General features: G+C 53.4%; 14 protein-coding genes. 6 read left to right on the top strand and 8 right to left on the bottom strand.

Features of this window, described 5'->3' with window-relative positions; genetic code table 11:
- Positions 1 to 6: 6 nt before the first annotated feature.
- Positions 7 to 1,956, top strand: a complete 1,950-nt coding sequence (locus AAHF05_RS00775) for a glycoside hydrolase family 127 protein (RefSeq protein WP_129325176.1) — start codon at positions 7 to 9, stop codon at positions 1,954 to 1,956.
- 69 nt (positions 1,957 to 2,025) lie between these two features.
- Here AAHF05_RS00775 and AAHF05_RS00770 read toward each other — a convergent pair whose 3' ends face one another.
- Positions 2,026 to 2,766, bottom strand: coding sequence for a MipA/OmpV family protein (locus AAHF05_RS00770; protein WP_049006241.1), 741 nt, complete (start codon positions 2,764 to 2,766; stop codon positions 2,026 to 2,028).
- Between the two features lie 117 nt (positions 2,767 to 2,883).
- On the opposite strand from AAHF05_RS00770, the gene AAHF05_RS00765 reads away from it, so the two are divergent.
- A complete protein-coding gene (locus AAHF05_RS00765; protein ID WP_374936427.1) occupies positions 2,884 to 3,849 on the top strand; it encodes a LysR family transcriptional regulator in 966 nt (321 codons plus the stop codon).
- Here AAHF05_RS00765 and aldB read toward each other — a convergent pair.
- The 7 genes from aldB to AAHF05_RS00730 all read right to left on the bottom strand — a co-directional run bounded on the left by aldB (position 3,846) and on the right by AAHF05_RS00730 (position 12,325).
- Complete coding sequence (aldB, locus tag AAHF05_RS00760) at positions 3,846 to 5,384, bottom strand: aldehyde dehydrogenase AldB (RefSeq protein ID WP_028018230.1); 1,539 nt, start codon at positions 5,382 to 5,384, stop codon at positions 3,846 to 3,848. The two genes, AAHF05_RS00765 and aldB, sit on opposite strands and share 4 nt — an antisense overlap.
- An 85-nt stretch (positions 5,385 to 5,469) precedes the next feature.
- Complete coding sequence (yiaY, locus tag AAHF05_RS00755) at positions 5,470 to 6,621, bottom strand: L-threonine dehydrogenase (protein WP_049006236.1); 1,152 nt, start codon at positions 6,619 to 6,621, stop codon at positions 5,470 to 5,472.
- Positions 6,622 to 6,800: 179 nt separating this feature from the next.
- Positions 6,801 to 8,645 (bottom strand): selenocysteine-specific translation elongation factor, encoded by a 1,845-nt coding sequence (gene selB, locus AAHF05_RS00750; protein WP_129325174.1) that lies wholly within the window; start codon positions 8,643 to 8,645, stop codon positions 6,801 to 6,803.
- On the bottom strand, positions 8,642 to 10,027 hold the full coding sequence (gene selA, locus AAHF05_RS00745; RefSeq protein WP_129325173.1) for an L-seryl-tRNA(Sec) selenium transferase: 1,386 nt from the start codon (positions 10,025 to 10,027) through the stop codon (positions 8,642 to 8,644). Before selA ends, selB begins: the two co-directional genes overlap by 4 nt.
- A gap of 103 nt (positions 10,028 to 10,130) precedes the next feature.
- Positions 10,131 to 10,739: a glutathione S-transferase gene (locus AAHF05_RS00740; protein WP_114978952.1), complete on the bottom strand. Its 609-nt coding sequence runs from the start codon at positions 10,737 to 10,739 to the stop codon at positions 10,131 to 10,133.
- A 90-nt stretch (positions 10,740 to 10,829) separates the two neighbouring features.
- Entirely contained in the window at positions 10,830 to 11,966 is a 1,137-nt protein-coding gene (locus tag AAHF05_RS00735) for an HlyD family secretion protein (RefSeq protein ID WP_129325172.1), read from the bottom strand.
- Between the two features lie 2 nt (positions 11,967 to 11,968).
- Positions 11,969 to 12,325, bottom strand: a complete 357-nt coding sequence (locus AAHF05_RS00730; RefSeq protein ID WP_028018224.1) for a DUF3302 domain-containing protein — start codon at positions 12,323 to 12,325, stop codon at positions 11,969 to 11,971.
- Between the two features lie 657 nt (positions 12,326 to 12,982).
- Here AAHF05_RS00730 and AAHF05_RS00725 point away from each other — a divergent pair.
- The 4 genes from AAHF05_RS00725 to AAHF05_RS00710 all read left to right on the top strand — a co-directional run bounded on the left by AAHF05_RS00725 (position 12,983) and on the right by AAHF05_RS00710 (position 17,156).
- Positions 12,983 to 14,890, top strand: coding sequence for a PTS mannitol transporter subunit IICBA (locus AAHF05_RS00725; RefSeq protein ID WP_129325171.1), 1,908 nt, complete (start codon positions 12,983 to 12,985; stop codon positions 14,888 to 14,890).
- Positions 14,891 to 14,999: 109 nt separating this feature from the next.
- Entirely contained in the window at positions 15,000 to 16,148 is a 1,149-nt protein-coding gene (gene mtlD, locus AAHF05_RS00720; RefSeq protein WP_129325170.1) for a mannitol-1-phosphate 5-dehydrogenase, read from the top strand.
- Complete coding sequence (gene mtlR, locus AAHF05_RS00715) at positions 16,145 to 16,735, top strand: mannitol operon repressor MtlR (protein WP_128348976.1); 591 nt, start codon at positions 16,145 to 16,147, stop codon at positions 16,733 to 16,735. Before mtlD ends, mtlR begins: the two co-directional genes overlap by 4 nt.
- 58 nt (positions 16,736 to 16,793) lie before the next feature.
- On the top strand, positions 16,794 to 17,156 hold the full coding sequence (locus AAHF05_RS00710) for a YibL family ribosome-associated protein (protein WP_024906604.1): 363 nt from the start codon (positions 16,794 to 16,796) through the stop codon (positions 17,154 to 17,156).
- Positions 17,157 to 17,429 lie beyond the last annotated feature (273 nt).

Below are 17,429 nucleotides of genomic sequence, written 5' to 3'. Positions count from 1 at the left end.
AACAAGATGTCCATAATGGAAGCCGACCTGCATAAACTGAAAATTAACGACCCGTTTCTCGGGCAATATCAACGGCTGGTACGCGATGTGGTGATCCCCTACCAGTGGGATGCGCTGAACGATCGCGTGACGGAAGCCGAACCCAGCCACGCCATCACCAACTTCCGTATTGCGGCGGGTCTGGAGAAAGGCGAATTCTACGGCATGGTGTTTCAGGACAGTGACGTAGCAAAATGGCTGGAAGCCGTAGCGTGGTCCCTGTGTCAGAAGCCTGACTCAGACCTGGAAAAAACTGCTGATGAGGTAATTGAGCTGGTTGCGGCGGCACAATGCGAAGACGGTTATCTCAACACCTATTTCACGGTGAAAGCCCCTGAAGCGCGCTGGACGAATCTGGCTGAATGCCACGAGCTGTATTGTGCCGGACACATGATTGAGGCTGGCGTGGCATATTTTCAGGGAACCGGAAAACGCCGTCTGCTGGAGGTGGTGTGCAAACTGGCCGATCACATTGACAGCGTGTTTGGCCCCGGCGAGAACCAGCTACACGGTTATCCGGGTCACCCGGAAATAGAGCTGGCGCTGATGCGGTTGTACGACGTCACGCAGGAGCCACGCTACCTGGCACTGGTGAAATATTTCATCGAACAACGCGGTGTACAGCCTCACTTCTATGATATCGAATACGAGAAGCGCGGCAGAACATCATACTGGAACACCTACGGGCCCGCCTGGATGGTCAAGGACAAAGCCTACAGCCAGGCGCATCGGCCGCTTGCTGAACAACAAACGGCCATCGGCCACGCGGTGCGTTTTGTCTACCTGATGGCGGGCATGGCGCATCTGGCGCGCCTGAGTCATGACGAAGGAAAACGCCAGGACTGCCTGCGGCTGTGGAACAACATGGCCCAGCGCCAGCTGTACATTACCGGCGGGATTGGGTCGCAAAGCAGCGGGGAAGCCTTTAGCAGCGATTACGATCTGCCCAACGATACGGTATATGCCGAAAGCTGCGCCTCCATCGGTCTGATGATGTTTGCTCGCCGGATGCTGGAAATGGAGGCCGACGGTCACTACGCCGACGTGATGGAGCGCGCGCTATATAACACGGTACTCGGCGGCATGGCGCTGGACGGTAAGCACTTCTTCTATGTAAACCCGCTGGAAGTACATCCGAAAACCCTGGCGTTCAACCATATCTACGATCACGTGAAACCCGTCCGCCAGCGCTGGTTTGGCTGCGCCTGTTGCCCGCCGAATATCGCCCGCGTGCTGACGTCGCTGGGGCATTACATTTATACCGTTCGCCAGGATGCGCTTTTTATTAATCTCTACGTCGGCAACGATGTCGTCATTCCGGTTGGCGATGAAACCCTGGCGCTGCGGATTAGCGGTAACTACCCGTGGCATGAACAGGTAAAAATCGAAATTACCTCACCTGTTCCCGTCACGCATACGCTAGCCCTGCGGCTGCCGGACTGGTGCGCGGCGCCTGGCGTATCGTTGAACGGTGAAGACACTACAGGTGGAATTTCACGGGGATATCTCTACCTGACCCGAAACTGGCAAGAAGGAGATGTTGTCACGCTGACGCTACCGATGCCCGTTCGCCGGGTGTATGGGAACCCGCAGGTACGCCAGCAGGCAGGGAAAGTCGCGCTACAGCGCGGACCGCTGGTTTACTGCCTGGAAGAAGCGGATAACGGTGCCAATCTGCATAACCTTTCCTTGCCGCAAGACAGCGAGTTCTGGGTCTTTGAAGGGAAAGGGATTTTCGCGCACAAGATGCTGATACAGGCAGAGGGGATTGGCTGTCACGTGAAGGACAAGGATGCGCTGTGGCAGTATGACCGCTCGCCGGTACAACGTCAGCCCCAGACGCTGACCTTTATTCCCTGGTTTAGTTGGGCTAACCGGGGAGAAGGAGAAATGCGGATTTGGGTGGATGAAGGCTGAATTTCTGCGGCCTGTTGCCCTCACCCCAACCCTCTCCCACGGGAGAGGGATGAAAGAGGCTTTACCGCATCAGAAACGCCAGGTCAGGCCGGTCATCAGCGCGAAGCTGTCGTCACGGTCGATCATCGGGCTGTTCTTCACGTCATCAGGTAACACGGTATAAACCGCGCTGGCGTTGAGGAACAGTTTCTGGGTTAACTGATATTTAGCCGCCAGACCAACGTATGGCGTCCAGCTGTCACCCGCGGTGTATTCGTCCAGGCCTGAACGACGAGACTCACTGCCGGATACACCGTAGTAGTAGTCGTTATAGCTCTCATCGCTATAGAAAATACCGACAGATGGCGTCAGGGTCAGGCGTTCCATACGGATTGGACGGAAGTAGGATACCTCACCGATCACGCCGCCGCTTTCATCCGTGGCATCACCAGAGACCGCCACTTTCAGCGAACCCCAGCTTTCATGGCGGTAGTATGCGCCACCGAGGAAGGCAGAGGCTTTTCGCTCATCAAGCTTTTTCATCTGATGGTCGTCGTTGTCATCAGGATCAAAATGGAGCGGCATCCAGGATGCGGTCAGGCTGAATTCATTTTTTTCATCTTTCCACAGGATCCACCCTCCTGTGGTCTGGCGCACATAGAAACGATCGCCTTCGTAGCTAATTAACGGTACTGCCGTTGTATTTTCATTATATCCTTTGTAAGGAGACTCATTAAATACAGCCCCCGCTCCAAGTGAAAAGTCACCGGCCATTGCAGATGATGTTGCAAATAACGTGGCAGCGATGAGTAAATTGTATTTAATAGTCATTACATGTAATCCATTTAAACGCCAAACAAGCGAGGCGAATAATAATGGTTACAAATTTGTCAATGCAACGCTGCGCTTTATATAATATTATATATAAAATCATATAGATTGGTGTGCATGATGAGTAAATTACAACTAAAGCCACGCGAATTAAAAATTATATCCGTCATCGCAGCAACCCACAGTATTGGCGATGCCGCCGCCCTGCTGGGCATGGCGCAGGCCAACGTCAGTAAATATCTCTCTGATTTTGAAACACGGGTTGGACTTAAGGTTTTTGAGCGCACCACGCGCCAGCTGGCCCTGACCCAGTTCGGTGAAGCATTACTCCCTTACATTAACGCCTCGCTGGACAAAAACAGCCAACTTGTTAATTTCATTGCTGATTACAAGCACGAAAAACGTGGAAAAGTGACAATCTATGCCCCTACAGGCATTGTGACCTACCTCGCGCGACACGTGATCCACAAGATAGAGGACATCGGTGATATCCGCATCTCCCTGAAAACGTACAACCTGGATCGGAATGAATATTCAGAAGGTGTTTCCTTTCCTGATGACTGCGATATTTTAATTACCTATGCGCAACCAAAAGACGAAAGTCTGGTTGCGAGTGTTTTAACAAAATATTCGGTTACAGCATTTGCAACCAAAAAGTATTTAAATAAACACCCCTTAACGGGACCTGAAGATTTAATTAACCACTCCTGTATTCTTATAGACTCCATGCTGGTTGATGATGCAAACATCTGGCGTTTCCGCGTGCATGGTAGCGATGAGGTCCATGATTATAGAGTGACCGGGAACTATATTTGCGACAATACCCAGACGGCTCTGGAACTGGCGAGAAATAACCTTGGAATTGTTTTTGCTCCCAAAGAGAGCCTGAAAAAAGAATTAACGCAGGGAATGTTGGTCCCTTGCTTCCCGCATCAGGAGGAGTGGTGGCTCGACCTGACGACCATATTCCGCAAGCGCGAATATCAACCCTGGCGTGTGCAATACGTCCTGGATGGCGTACTAAACTGCCTGCGCCAGCAAATTGCTCAGGCCGTCAATGGACGGCCTGAACGGAGTGATTAGAACAGTCCCAGAGGTTTATCGGAATAACTGACCAGTAGACATTTTGTCTGCTGGTAATGCTCCAGCATCATCTTGTGCGTTTCACGCCCGATGCCCGATTGCTTATAACCACCAAATGCCGCATGCGCCGGATAGGCATGGTAACAGTTAGTCCATACGCGCCCGGCCTGAATGCCTCTTCCCATTTTATAAGCCAGATTACCGTTGCGGCTCCAGACACCCGCCCCCAGGCCATACGGTGTGTCATTCGCAATTTCCAGTGCCTCCTCCATCGTTTTGAAGGTCGTCACTGCCAGCACCGGTCCGAAAATTTCCTCCTGGAAGACTCGCATATTGTTCTTACCGAACAGGATCGTCGGCTCAAGATAATACCCTTCCTGCAGATCCCCACCGAGCACTTTACGGCGGCCACCGGTCAGGATATCTGCCCCTTCTTTCTTGCCGATATCAATATAGTTGAGGATCGTTTCCAGTTGTCCATGAGAAACCTGCGCCCCCATCTGGGTGACACTATCAAGCGGGTTACCGCTGCGGATAGACTCCACACGACGGATCGCGCGCTCCATAAAGCGCTCGTAAATAGACTCCTGAACCAGCGCCCGGCTCGGGCAAGTGCACACTTCCCCCTGATTGAAGGCAAACAGAGCAAACCCTTCCAGGGCTTTATCGAAGAAGGCATCTTCTTCATCCATCACATCGGCAAAGAAAATATTCGGAGACTTACCGCCCAGTTCCAGCGTTACCGGAATGATGTTCTGCGTCGCGTACTGCATGATCTGCTGACCCACTTCCGTCGACCCGGTAAATGCCACTTTGGCGATACGTTTTGAGGTCGCCAGATATTCACCAATTTCACCTCCGGCACCGTTCACCACGTTGACCACCCCCGGTGGCAGCAGATCGCCAATCACTTCCATCAACAACAGGACCGACAGCGGGGTCAGGCGCGCCGGTTTAAGCACAATACAGTTCCCTGCTGCCAGCGCAGGTGCCATTTTCCAGCTCGCCATCAGCAGCGGGAAGTTCCACGGAATGATTTGCCCCACCACGCCCAAAGGCTCGTGGAAGTGATACGCCACGGTATCGCTGTCGACCTCACTGATTCCGCCCTCCTGAGCACGAATACAGGAAGCAAAATAGCGGAAGTGGTCAATGGCCAGCGGCACATCTGCCGCCATTGTTTCCCGGATAGGCTTGCCGTTATCCCAGGTTTCCGCCGTCGCCAGCAGCTCCAGATTTTGCTCCATCCGGTCGGCAATTTTGAACAATATGGCCGCACGGTCCTGGACGGAAGTATGGCCCCATTTATCTTTCGCTTTATGCGCCGCATCCAGCGCCAGATCGATATCACGCTTGCCGGAGCTGGCTATCTCACAAAGCGGCTGACCGGTGACGGGGGTCAGGTTGGAATAGTATTCGCCGTCGACGGGAGCCACCCAGGCACCGCCAATAAAGTTGTCATAACGGGGTTTCAGCTTGAGGGGAAAACCATACTCGCCAGGCTGGATACGCGATGAGGGAGGATTGTTTGTCATGACCGTCTCCTTGCTGTTGGTGTACAACAAGGGTAGTCCCGACTGACGATTTTCTCGCCAGCCGGTGACGGGTTTACGACAAGAGTCACATCGCGGCGCGGTAAATTTCCATTATCTCTTCATGGGTCGCCTGAACCGGGTTGGTGAACCCACAGGCATCCTTCAGCGCATTGGTTGCCAGGACCGGAATATCTTCCTCTTTGACGTTCAGTTCGCGAAGGCCCGCCGGGATATTGACCTTGCGGGCCAGCGCACGGATCTCAACGATGCAGGCCTGGGCTCCCTGCATGTCGGTCATCTCACTCACATTCACGCCCATGGCTTTTGCACAGTCGCGCAGACGCCCCGCCGCAGCCTTGCTGTTAAACACCTGAACGTGTGGAAGCAGTACAGCATTACAGACGCCATGCGGCAGATCGTAGAAGCCACCCAACTGATGCGCCATCGCGTGTACATAGCCTAGTGAAGCATTGTTAAACGCCATTCCAGCGAGGAATTGTGCATAGGCCATCGCTTCACGCGCCTGAGCGTTACTGCCATCTTCAACGGCATGTACCAGGTTTTCACTAATCATCGTCACCGCTTTCAGCGCGCAGGCATCGGTAATAGGTGTGGCCGCCACAGACACATACGCTTCAATCGCATGCGTCAGGGCATCCATACCGGTTGCCGCTGTCAGTGAGGGTGGCATTCCTGACATGAGCGAGGAATCGTTAACGGACAGTACTGGCGTAACGTGCTTATCCACTATCGCCATTTTAATATGACGCGTCTCATCAGTAATAATACAGAAACGCGTCATTTCCGAAGCCGTACCCGCGGTAGTATTAATAGCAATCATCGGCAATTGTGGTTTTGCAGAGCGATCGACACCTTCATAATCACGAATATCACCGCCGTTCACTGCCACCAGCGCAATACCTTTTGCACAATCGTGAGGTGAACCACCACCCAGTGAAATAATACAGTCACACTGATTTGCTTTTAATATTTCCAGACCTGCCGCCACATTTGCTGTCGTCGGATTAGGGTGCGTGCCGTCATACACAACGCTGGAAATATCACGTTCTTTCAGAGCATGTTGAATACTGGCGACCATACCCAGCTTGCTCAGCATGGTATCGGTGACAATCAGCGCGCGGCGCCAGCCGTAGTCGCGCATGGTATCCATTGCGGTGTTTAATGAATCAGAACCAATAATATTCACGGAAGGAATATAAAATACTGATGCAGCCATGATATTTCCTCAAAGAGATAAAAATTGTCTGCAGCATAAGGTAAAGATTACTCAAAAAACATGATCAAAAATATGATTTTGCGAAGACCTTCGCAGGTTGAATAAATTTAACCCTGCGAAGGTGTGAATTAATATTTAAATCTCTTTCTATCTATTCTATTTTTGTATTAATTCCTGTTTTATGTTTGCGGAAATAATAGTGAATCGCGTAATAAATGATCATTTCCGCGACGGCGGGTAAACCCGATACGGTTGAAATATTCCAGGATCTGGATCGCCAGCTTGCGGCCAACATTCAAACGGTCGCGGAAATCGGCTGCACAGGTAGAGCCTCGTTCCTGATCCAGCTCACGGATCAGGTTGGCAAACGCAACAATGCGATCGTTACGGTAATAACGATCTTTCACGATCGCGACGATAAGCCCCTGCTGCGCCGCATGGCGCAATACCTGGCGCATCACTTGCTCGTCAGTATTCGTTTGGCGGGCCAGATCGCGAACCCACCATGGCTCATCGCCAAACAGTGATGCCACTTTTTGCCATACTGCCTCTTGCTCAGCGGTAAACCCGGCTTTGTGATCCGGCAGATGCAGCCAACCGTGGTGACTTTTAATCGCCCCCGTTTCGCGCATATTTTCAATCAACAGCAGCACCAGAGCATCGTCTTCCATCGGCAGCGCCATGCGGCGCAGACGCTCGCGGCCGGGGCCCGGTTCATCCTGATGCTGTTCATGGTAAGTCGCAAGCGTGTTCAATATTTTACGCTGCCAGTGCGCCGCCACCGGGGCATTCAGCAGGCTGTTGCCAGCCTGAATAAAGCCCGGCTCCTGGGTCAGCTGACGTAAACCTTCCTCACTCAACTGGCGAGCCCATGCAAAGTCAGCAAGATTCACCGCACCGCGCTCGAGATGAACCAGCAGCGCTGTTTTATCATCCGTCGCCTGCGCCAGAGCAGACAGCCATTGCAGATACTCAGGTTTACGCTTGCCACGTCGCGGTGAGTGAAGTGTCACCACTCGCGCCCCGGCCAGCGTTTCCCGCGCTGAAATATCGCGCAGAACAAGACGGTCATTATCCGCAAGCCAGAGTGGTGAATCAAAAACCAGCTCGGCAAGGTCGTTTTCCAGCAGCGAGATGCGTCCGGTAATATGGCTGGCCGCGTGATGAATATGCAGCGGTTGCCATTGAGTCAGCGGCATGTGCGTCTGCAGGGAGACGATCACGCGCTCAGACGGTTCTGGAGGGGTATCAGCCAACAGCCAGTCACCACGGTTAAGCTGGTCTTTTTCCGCATCACCGGCAATATTGAGTGCGATTCGCTGCCCGGCATGAGCATGCTCTACGGGCTGGTTTTGCGCATGTAAACCGCGCACGCGCATCGGTTTGTTAACGCCCGTCAGCCATAAACTGTCACCCACTCTCACTTCGCCGCTTAGCGCCGTACCTGTGACGACCAGACCCGCACCTTTAACGGTAAACGCCCGATCAATCGCCAGACGGAAACGATGATGGCTGGCATGCTCGCGCGAAGAGAGATGCTGTAAGTGGTGGCGAATTGCGTCGATACCGCGACCTTCAGTCGCTACAGTGACAAAAAGCGGCGCATCGGCAAAACCATATTCCCGTAGGGTCGCCTGTACCATTTCGCGCACCTCACTGATGCGCGCCTCATCCACGCGGTCAGCTTTGGTCAGCGCCACGGTCAACTGCGGGTTGCCCGTCAGCTGCAGGATCGCCAGATGCTCGCGCGTTTGCGCCATCACGCCATCATCGCAGGCCACCACCAGCAGGGCATGATCGATCCCCCCCACGCCCGCCAGCATGTTGGACAGAAACTTTTCATGCCCCGGAACATCAATAAAGCCCAGCACGCGACCATCAGGCTGCGGCCAGTAGGCATAGCCCAGATCGATGGTCATGCCGCGCTTTTTCTCTTCCGGAAGACGATCGGCATTTACGCCCGTAATCGCCTGCAATAACGTGGTTTTTCCGTGGTCGACGTGACCGGCGGTGGCAATAATCATTTCAACAACATCTCCAGAAATCGCTCTTCATCTTCAAGGCAGCGTAGATCCAGCCACATTCTGCCGTCGTAAATCCGCCCGATAACCGGCGTCGGCAACGCGCGCCAGCGCGACGACAGGGTTTCAAGGTGGCTACCGCGTCCGTCACGCGGGGTGAACGTGAGCGCTTCACTCGGCAGTCTGTCCACTGGCAGTGAACCGCTGCCAATCTGCGACTGGCAGGGTTCAATGCGAACGTCAAAATCAGGGTAATGAGGGGCAACTCGGGGTAGCAGCAATTCACCCTGTGCACGAATTGAAGCGGCATCCCGGGTTAGCAAACGCAGCGTGGGCAGGCGGTCAGCCAGTTTCTCCGGATGCAGATAGAGCCGCAATGTCGCTTCCAGTGCCGCGAGCGTCATTTTATCCGCGCGCAGGGCTCGCTTGAGCGGATGCTGCTGCAACTGCGCAATCAGCTCACGCTTACCCACTATTATCCCCGCCTGCGGCCCCCCCAGCAGTTTGTCGCCGGAAAAGCTCACCAGGCTGACACCCGCCGCAATCATCTCTTGTGGCATCGGCTCTTTTGGCAAACCGTACTGGCTGAGATCGACCAGGGAACCACTACCGAGATCGGCAATCACCGGTATATTCAGCTCGCGTCCAATCGCTGCCAGCTCAGCTTCTTCAACGGTTTTGGTGAAACCTTCAATATGGTAATTGCTGGTATGAACCTTCATCAGCAGGGCGGTATTTTCATTCACCGCCGCGCGATAATCTTTCGCATGAGTGCGGTTAGTGGTGCCCACTTCATGCAGCGAACAGCCCGCCTGACGCATCACGTCCGGAATGCGAAACGCGCCGCCAATCTCAACCAGCTCACCGCGGGAAACCACCACCTCTCTGCCGCTAGCGGTGGCCGCCAGCATCAGCAGCACCGCGGCGGCGTTGTTATTCACAACGCAGGCATCTTCCGCGCCGGTCAGCTGGCAGAGAAGGTCCGCCAGTGCCCGATCACGATGTCCGCGCCCTGCACCGTCCAGATCGTACTCCAGCGTCACAGGCATTCGCATGGCCTGCGCGACCGCAGCAACCGCCTCTTCCGCCTGTTGCGCGCGCCCCAGGTTGGTGTGCAGTACCGTACCCGTCAGGTTAATCACCGGACGAAGTGCACTTTGCGTTTTCTCATCCAGCCGCTTTTCAACTTCTTGCTCCCACGCCGCGCACCAGTCAGGCAGTGTGTTTTCTGCCTGAATGTGGTGTCGGGCTTCATCCTGAAGCAACCGTAACATATCAACCGTCGCGGTATGGCCGAAACGCTCAACAGTAGCATGAATGCGAGGCTCGCGAAGAAGACGGTCGGTAGCGGGAATTTGGCTGTACAGCGAATGATGAGTAGTCATGAAAGCGCCTGGCGAGTAAATATCATCCCCCCTCCCGACGGGAGAGGGAGTTAACATGTGGAGGGATTGTACCGCCTCCGGCAGCGAAGTGTTATAACCCGCATCAAGCCTTTGGCGGTTCGGTGCGGGCAAAACTCTCACGGCTAAACAGCGTTTCGGCAAGTTTTACCAGCAACGGGCGGTCGACGCACCAGCCAGGGGAAACATGACGGAAATTGAGATAACCGATGGCGCAGGCGATCGCAATCGTCGCCAGATCCACTCTGTCGGGCTGGATTTTTCCCTCCCGGATGAGCTGCTCACACATATCCAGGCTGCGGCTGATTTTTTCACGCTGGCGCAGCAGTTCTGTTTCCGACTGTTGGGCGGCGGGTCTTGCCTGCTCGCGTACGGAGGTTAACGCCGCATCCATAATGCCATCGGCCAGGGCCTCAATTTGCTTCACAGCCAGCGCGGCTTTTGGGTCGGCCGGTAGCATTGCCGGGGCGACGCCCAGCAGCTCGATATACTCCGCAATAATCGGGGAATCAAACCAGTATTCGCCCTCGTTCGTCACCAGTGCCGGGACTTTTCCTAGCGGGTTGTACTGCGCGACGCCGTTTTCGGCGTTGTAAGGCTGTTCATTGACGAATTCAAATTCAATCCCTTTCTCCAGCAGGAGAATAGAGATTTTTCGCACGAAGGGACTGGTGTAGCTACCGATGAGTTTCATTGCCTGATCCTTGATGCCGGAAAAAAATCAGTATGGATCAAGCGACGAAAAAAGGGCAGGTATGCATGTCGCATTCCTGCCCTGGAAGGATTAGTGATCGAGGTAGAGGTAGTGCATCCAGCTGGTCATACGCAGCAGTACCTTACGCATCACCGAAACATGGGCGAAATGGTCCGAATAAACCGCCACCTGAGCATAAATACCGTCTGGCAGTGCATCGACATCGGCATTCGGGTCAAGCTCGATAGTCCCCAGCACGCCATCCGTACCCGGAACCACCGTCAGAGACTGCAGCGCACCCTGAGCCTGATATGATCCACCCGGCACCACCGGCAGAATGCTGGTGAGCTTACCGGAGAAGACCTGACCCGGCAGCGCGTTGAACACCACTTCAGCTTCATCGCCCGGTTTCAGACGCAGCAGCGAGTTCTGACGGAACTGCGCCACAATCTGGCGTTTCTGTTCCGGGATAAAGACCATCACCGGGCGCAGAGGCAGCGCGGCGGCATACGTCCCCGGACGAATCAGTACCTGGGTGATATAGCCATTGCTTGGCGCACGCACTACGGTCTGTTCCAGGTTGTATTTGGCTTCGGCAAGCTGGGCGCGCAGAGAGGCAACCTGAGATTGCTCACCGTTAACCATGCTGTCTAACTGAGTCTGAATTTGCGTCTGTTCGGCGACAGAGCCTTTAACCAGCGCGTCTTGTGCCAGATAGTTCTGGCGCGCATTGTCGATATCGCTTTCAGAGAACGGGTTAACCTTTGCCTGGCTGCCTTTCAGGTAGCGCTGATAATCTTTATACAGACGATCGCGTTCCGCAGACACCCGCGTGGTATTGGCGACCGCTTCCGACAGTTGTGCCTTAAGGTTGTCGATATTGTGCGTCGCAGTGACCAGGTCAGCCTGGAGTCTGTCTACACGCGCCTGGTAGCGACCTGGATCAAGTTTAAATAACACTTCACCTTTTTTAATGAGCTGATTATTTTTATCAGTCACTTCACTGACCACCCCGGTGACCTGCGGCGTAATCGGAATAGAAATAACCGCCTTTTGAGCCGTAAAGGTATACGGGTGGTTATAGTTCATTAACAGGATAAGTCCGGCAACAATAAATATCCCGCCTAATGTCGCGGTGGCGAGCGTCCACTGGTTAACGGGAATACGGAATATTTTAAAAATGGCCCAGGCAAATGCCACATAGGTCAGAATAATCAACAGATCCATGATTAGCGCTCCAGCGTGTTCTTATCAGCAGTGGGTTGTGCCGCTGCCAGCTTTTGTTCAAGCTCCGCCACGCGTTTGGTCAGTGCATCCATGCCCGGTACCTCATCAGGCTTCGAGATGTGGTTCTGCATCCCCCAGCCGCGATCTTCACGGTAAAGCGTGGCCCAGATCCACAGGAACGGCCATATAGCATGGAGCGTAAACAGGCTAATCCATCCTGCCGTATGAATCGCATCGGCATGGGGATGGTTACGTTTTTTGGCCATATTATACGGGATGTCATGAATGGCTATGACGCCGTAAAAAAGGACCAGGAATACAAAAATCAATACGCCCAGCGCAAAATAGTTGAGAAACATATTCTCCTCACTTAAACAACGTCAACTCATTAAATTAATAAAACGGTACGCAACCTAATTAATTTTTTATAGGAACAGTAATCACTTGCTATTTCAGCAGCCGGGGAGTATGGATTTTTATAATATCTCCATGCAAGTTTATAAACGTGTCAAAATATAACCTGAATAATAATAGACTTAACCTTACAATATGAGCGTAATCCACGTTTACACTTTTCGCCATACCACATCTGAAAAGTGGTTTTTTAGCTTTCTGTGTCGCCCCATGCCATCCTGACGCTAAATCGCAAGACAGAATTTGTTAAGGATCACAGCCGGAGAATTCTGCATAAAAATATTTTGTGAAATAAGTCACAATACAGAGACAAATCCGCCAGGATCAAATGTGACAAAAATCACAAAAAAGGGTCGTTTCTGCTCTATTTTTCGTCATCGTATTTTTTTTGCCCACTTACTTTGTGATTCAGATCACCACATTGATATCCACACCCCCTACATTTACGTGACACGAATCACACAAATTTTCGTCATCTGGACAGTTGAACGATTCAGTGCCAGATTTCACAGCATGAACAGGGCCCGGCTACCTCTGCCGCCTCACATTAACAATAAACCTCGGGCCGCAAGCCTAAGCGTAAACAGAAGAAGGGGTGTTTTATGTCATCCGATTTCAAGATCAAAGTACAAAGCTTTGGTCGTTTCCTCAGCAACATGGTGATGCCAAATATCGGCGCGTTTATCGCGTGGGGTATCATCACCGCATTATTCATTCCGACAGGGTGGTTGCCTAACGAAACGCTGGCGAAACTTGTTGGCCCAATGATTACTTATCTGCTGCCGCTGCTCATCGGTTTCACCGGTGGTCGTCTGGTGGGCGGTGACCGTGGCGGTGTAGTGGGTGCAATCACAACCATGGGTGTGATTGTCGGTGCGGATATGCCAATGTTCCTGGGCGCAATGATTGCGGGTCCTCTGGGCGGTTGGGCAATCAAACACTTTGATTCCTGGGTAGACGGTAAGATTCGCTCTGGCTTCGAAATGCTGGTGAACAACTTCTCCGCAGGCATCATTGGTATGATCCTGGCGATTCTGGCGTTCCTCGGCATTGGCCCTGCGGTTGAAGTGCTGTCCAAAATTCTGGCAGCAGGCGTTAACTTCATGGTTGCGCACGACATGCTGCCGCTGGCGTCTATCTTTGTTGAACCGGCGAAAATCCTGTTCCTTAACAACGCCATCAACCACGGTATCTTCTCACCGCTGGGTATTCAGCAGTCTCATGAGCTTGGCAAATCCATCTTCTTCCTGATTGAAGCGAACCCGGGCCCGGGTATGGGTGTTCTGCTGGCGTACATGTTCTTTGGTCGCGGTAGCGCGAAGCAGTCTGCGGGCGGTGCGGCTATCATTCACTTCCTGGGTGGTATCCACGAAATTTACTTCCCGTACGTGCTGATGAATCCGCGTCTGATCCTGGCCGTTATCCTCGGCGGTATGACCGGTGTGTTCACACTGAGCGTGCTGGGCGGTGGTCTGGTTTCTCCGGCGTCTCCGGGTTCTATCCTGGCGGTACTGGCGATGACGCCAAAAGGGGCTTACTTCGCAAACATCGCGGCTATCTGTGCAGCAATGGCGGTCTCCTTCGTGGTCTCTTCTATCCTGCTGAAAACCAGCAAATTGAAAGAAGATGATGATATCGAAGCGGCTACCCGTCGTATGCACGACATGAAAGCGGAATCCAAAGGTGCTACACCGCTGGCGGCTGGTGATGTCTCTAACGACCTGAGCCACGTGCGTAAAATCATCGTTGCCTGTGACGCCGGTATGGGTTCCAGCGCAATGGGTGCAGGTGTGCTGCGTAAGAAAGTGCAGGATGCGGGTCTGACTAACATCTCTGTGACCAACAGCGCCATCAACAGTCTGCCACCGGATGTGGACCTGGTTATCACGCACCGCGATCTGACCGAACGCGCCATGCGTCAGGTTCCGCAGGCACAGCATATTTCGCTGACCAACTTCCTCGACAGCGGCCTGTACACCAGCCTGACCGAGCGTCTGGTTGCCGCGCAGCGTCACGAAGACAACGAAGTGAAAGTGCGCTCCAGCCTGCAGGACAGTTTCGACGAGAGCAACGCCCACCTGTTCAAACTGGGTGCGGAGAACATCTTCCTCGGTCGTACTGCTGCTACCAAAGAAGAGGCGATTCGCTTTGCCGGTGAGCAACTGGTGAAAGGTGGCTACGTTCAACCTGAATACGTTGATGCGATGCTGGAACGTGAAAAACTGACGCCAACCTACCTGGGTGAATCCATCGCGGTTCCGCACGGTACGGTTGAAGCGAAAGATCGCGTGCTGAAAACCGGCGTCGTATTCTGTCAGTATCCGCAGGGTGTGCGCTTCGGTGAAGAAGAAGACGACATCGCCCGTCTGGTGATTGGTATCGCCGCTCGTAACAACGAGCACATTCAGGTGATTACCAGCCTGACTAACGCCCTGGATGATGAGTCTGTCATTGAGCGTCTGGCCAGCACCACCAGCGTGGAAGAAGTACTGGCGCTGCTGAACAAGTAAGCCCATTTCCGCCCTCTCCCCACAGGGGAGAGGGCTAGGGTGAGGGGAAAGTTATGCGGTTCCTCACCCCAGCCCTCTCGGGTAAAAAATATTGATGAAGGTTAACACTATGAAAGCATTACATTTTGGCGCAGGTAATATCGGTCGTGGCTTTATCGGCAAACTGCTGGCAGACGCGGGCATTACGCTGACATTCGCCGATGTGAACCAGGTGGTGCTAGACGCCCTGAATGCCCGTCATAGCTACCAGGTACACGTGGTTGGAGAAAACGAGCAGGTTGAGACGGTGTCTGGCGTCAATGCGGTAAGCAGTATCGGCGACGACGTTATCGACCTTATTGCCAGCGTCGATCTGGTGACCACCGCCGTGGGTCCGGTCGTGCTTGAGCGTATCGCTCCTGCAGTGGCGAAAGGCCTCGCAAAACGTAAAGCGCAGAACATTGATACCCCGCTGAACATCATCGCCTGTGAAAACATGGTGCGCGGCACCACGCAGTTGAAAGGCCATGTGCTCGCCGCTGTTGCCGACGAAGATAAAGCCTGGGTTGAAGCGCACGTGGGGTTTGTTGATTCCGCCGTTGACCGTATCGTCCCGCCGTCTGAATCCGCCACCCACGACCCGCTGGAAGTGACCGTTGAAACCTTCAGCGAGTGGATCGTCGATAAAACGCAGTTTAAAGGCGCGCTGCCAACCATCCCGGGGATGGAATTAACTGATAACCTGATGGCATTTGTCGAACGCAAACTCTTCACGCTGAACACCGGGCATGCTATAACCGCGTACCTCGGAAAATTGGCCGGTCATCAGACCATCCGTGACGCGATTCTCGATGAGAACATTCGCGCTGTGGTAAAAGGGGCAATGGAAGAGAGCGGCGCGGTGCTGATCAAACGCTACGGTTTTGATGCTGATAAACACGCAGCATACATCCAGAAAATCCTCGGTCGTTTTGAAAACCCGTATCTGAAAGATGACGTTGAGCGCGTTGGCCGTCAGCCCCTGCGCAAGCTGAGCGCGGGCGATCGCCTGATTAAACCGCTGCTGGGCACGCTGGAATACGGTCTGCCGCACGCCAACCTGGTGAAAGGGATTGCCGCCGCAATGCACTACCGCAGCGAGCAGGATCCGCAGGCGCAGGAACTGGCTCAATTGATTAATGATAAAGGCGCGCAGGCTGCGTTGGCGCAGATTTCAGGTCTGGACGCCAACAGCGACGTGGTTGTGGAGGCGGTTAACGCATATAACGCAACCAAATGATGCAGAGTGTGGCGCAGGTAATCCTGCGCCCTGATTACAGATTGTCAGATATGCAGGCAATAATGGAACAAACCCAGGCCTTTGAAAATCGTGTGCTTGAGCGTCTGAATGCTGGCAAAACCGTACGAAGTTTCCTGATTGCCGCCGTCGAGTTGCTAACCGAGGCGGTGAATATCCTGGTGCTTCAGGTGTTTCGCAAAGACGACTACGCGGTAAAATATGCTGTAGAACCGTTACTGGACGGAGACGGACCGCTGGGCGATCTCTCAGTGCGTCTGAAGCTGATTTATGGCCTTGGTGTGCTGAGCAGGCCAGAGTATGAAGACGCTGAGCTGTTGATGGCGCTGCGCGAAGAGTTAAATCATGACGGTAATGAGTACACCTTTACCGATGATGAGATCCTTGGACCTTTCGGCGAGTTGCATTGCGTCACTGCCCTTCCCCCGGCACCTCAGTTTGATAACAGCGATCCTGAGTTATACGCGATGCAAAAGCTGCGTTATCAACAGGTTGTTCGCTCCACAATGGTCCTCTCCCTGACTGAGCTGATTTCCCGAATCAGCTTAAAAAAAGCGTTTCAGAAGTAAGCCTGCTCACATTGGTGTATCCTTCCCTGTAAATTCCCCGTTTTCAGAGTTATTTGTCATGAAAGAAGTCGAAAAGAACGAAATTAAACGCCTGAGCGACCGTCTGGATCTGATCCGCCACCAGATGGCTGGCCTGTCACTGGTCGATTCCGCCGAGAAGTACGCTGAGCTGGAAAAAGAGGTCGCCACGCTGGAAACCGAAATCGAGCGCCTGCGCGAAGTCAAAGGCCAGAAGCTGAGCAAAGAAGCGCAGAAGCTGATGAACATGCCGCACCGCCGTGCGATCACCAAAAAAGAGCAGGCCGACATGGGCAAGCTGAAGAAAAGCGTTCGTGGTCTGGTGGTGGTTCACCCGATGACCGAGCTGGGCCGCGAAATGGGCCTGAAAGAGATGACGGGTTTTTGTAAGACCGCGTTCTGATCATTCCCCCTCTCCCTGTGGGAGAGCATCGGGGTGAGGGCACCAGGCTCCACCCCGCTTCAAATTGGCCCAACCAATCCCCTGTTTCTTTCTTCCCCGCTTCACAAATCCATCATTTATGCTCACAAAACCATTGCCAGTCCATAACATCTGGTTAACCATTTGTTGTCATTACCCCTACAACACAACATTGGCAGGACCACTTTTACACAACCTGTGACGCAGAGATGAGCGGAGACTCACCCGCTGCGCAGGCTGTCTGGTCCCCAGGAG

The organism is Enterobacter adelaidei, assembly GCF_041937165.1.
Taxonomy (GTDB): domain Bacteria; phylum Pseudomonadota; class Gammaproteobacteria; order Enterobacterales; family Enterobacteriaceae; genus Enterobacter; species Enterobacter adelaidei.
This window is presented reverse-complemented; position numbering and strand designations above follow the sequence as displayed.

Excerpts from the sequence above, each read along its gene's own strand:
- AAHF05_RS00775 (WP_129325176.1), top strand. The coding sequence starts at position 7 with ATGTCCATAATGGAAGCCGACCTGCATAAACTGAAAATTAACGACCCG.
- AAHF05_RS00770 (WP_049006241.1), bottom strand. The coding sequence starts at position 2,766 with ATGACTATTAAATACAATTTACTCATCGCTGCCACGTTATTTGCAACA.
- AAHF05_RS00765 (WP_374936427.1), top strand. The coding sequence starts at position 2,884 with ATGATGAGTAAATTACAACTAAAGCCACGCGAATTAAAAATTATATCC.
- aldB (WP_028018230.1), bottom strand. The coding sequence starts at position 5,384 with ATGACAAACAATCCTCCCTCATCGCGTATCCAGCCTGGCGAGTATGGT.
- yiaY (WP_049006236.1), bottom strand. The coding sequence starts at position 6,621 with ATGGCTGCATCAGTATTTTATATTCCTTCCGTGAATATTATTGGTTCT.
- selB (WP_129325174.1), bottom strand. The coding sequence starts at position 8,645 with ATGATTATTGCCACCGCCGGTCACGTCGACCACGGAAAAACCACGTTA.
- selA (WP_129325173.1), bottom strand. The coding sequence starts at position 10,027 with ATGACTACTCATCATTCGCTGTACAGCCAAATTCCCGCTACCGACCGT.
- AAHF05_RS00740 (WP_114978952.1), bottom strand. The coding sequence starts at position 10,739 with ATGAAACTCATCGGTAGCTACACCAGTCCCTTCGTGCGAAAAATCTCT.
- AAHF05_RS00735 (WP_129325172.1), bottom strand. The coding sequence starts at position 11,966 with ATGGATCTGTTGATTATTCTGACCTATGTGGCATTTGCCTGGGCCATT.
- AAHF05_RS00730 (WP_028018224.1), bottom strand. The coding sequence starts at position 12,325 with ATGTTTCTCAACTATTTTGCGCTGGGCGTATTGATTTTTGTATTCCTG.
- AAHF05_RS00725 (WP_129325171.1), top strand. The coding sequence starts at position 12,983 with ATGTCATCCGATTTCAAGATCAAAGTACAAAGCTTTGGTCGTTTCCTC.
- mtlD (WP_129325170.1), top strand. The coding sequence starts at position 15,000 with ATGAAAGCATTACATTTTGGCGCAGGTAATATCGGTCGTGGCTTTATC.
- mtlR (WP_128348976.1), top strand. The coding sequence starts at position 16,145 with ATGATGCAGAGTGTGGCGCAGGTAATCCTGCGCCCTGATTACAGATTG.
- AAHF05_RS00710 (WP_024906604.1), top strand. The coding sequence starts at position 16,794 with ATGAAAGAAGTCGAAAAGAACGAAATTAAACGCCTGAGCGACCGTCTG.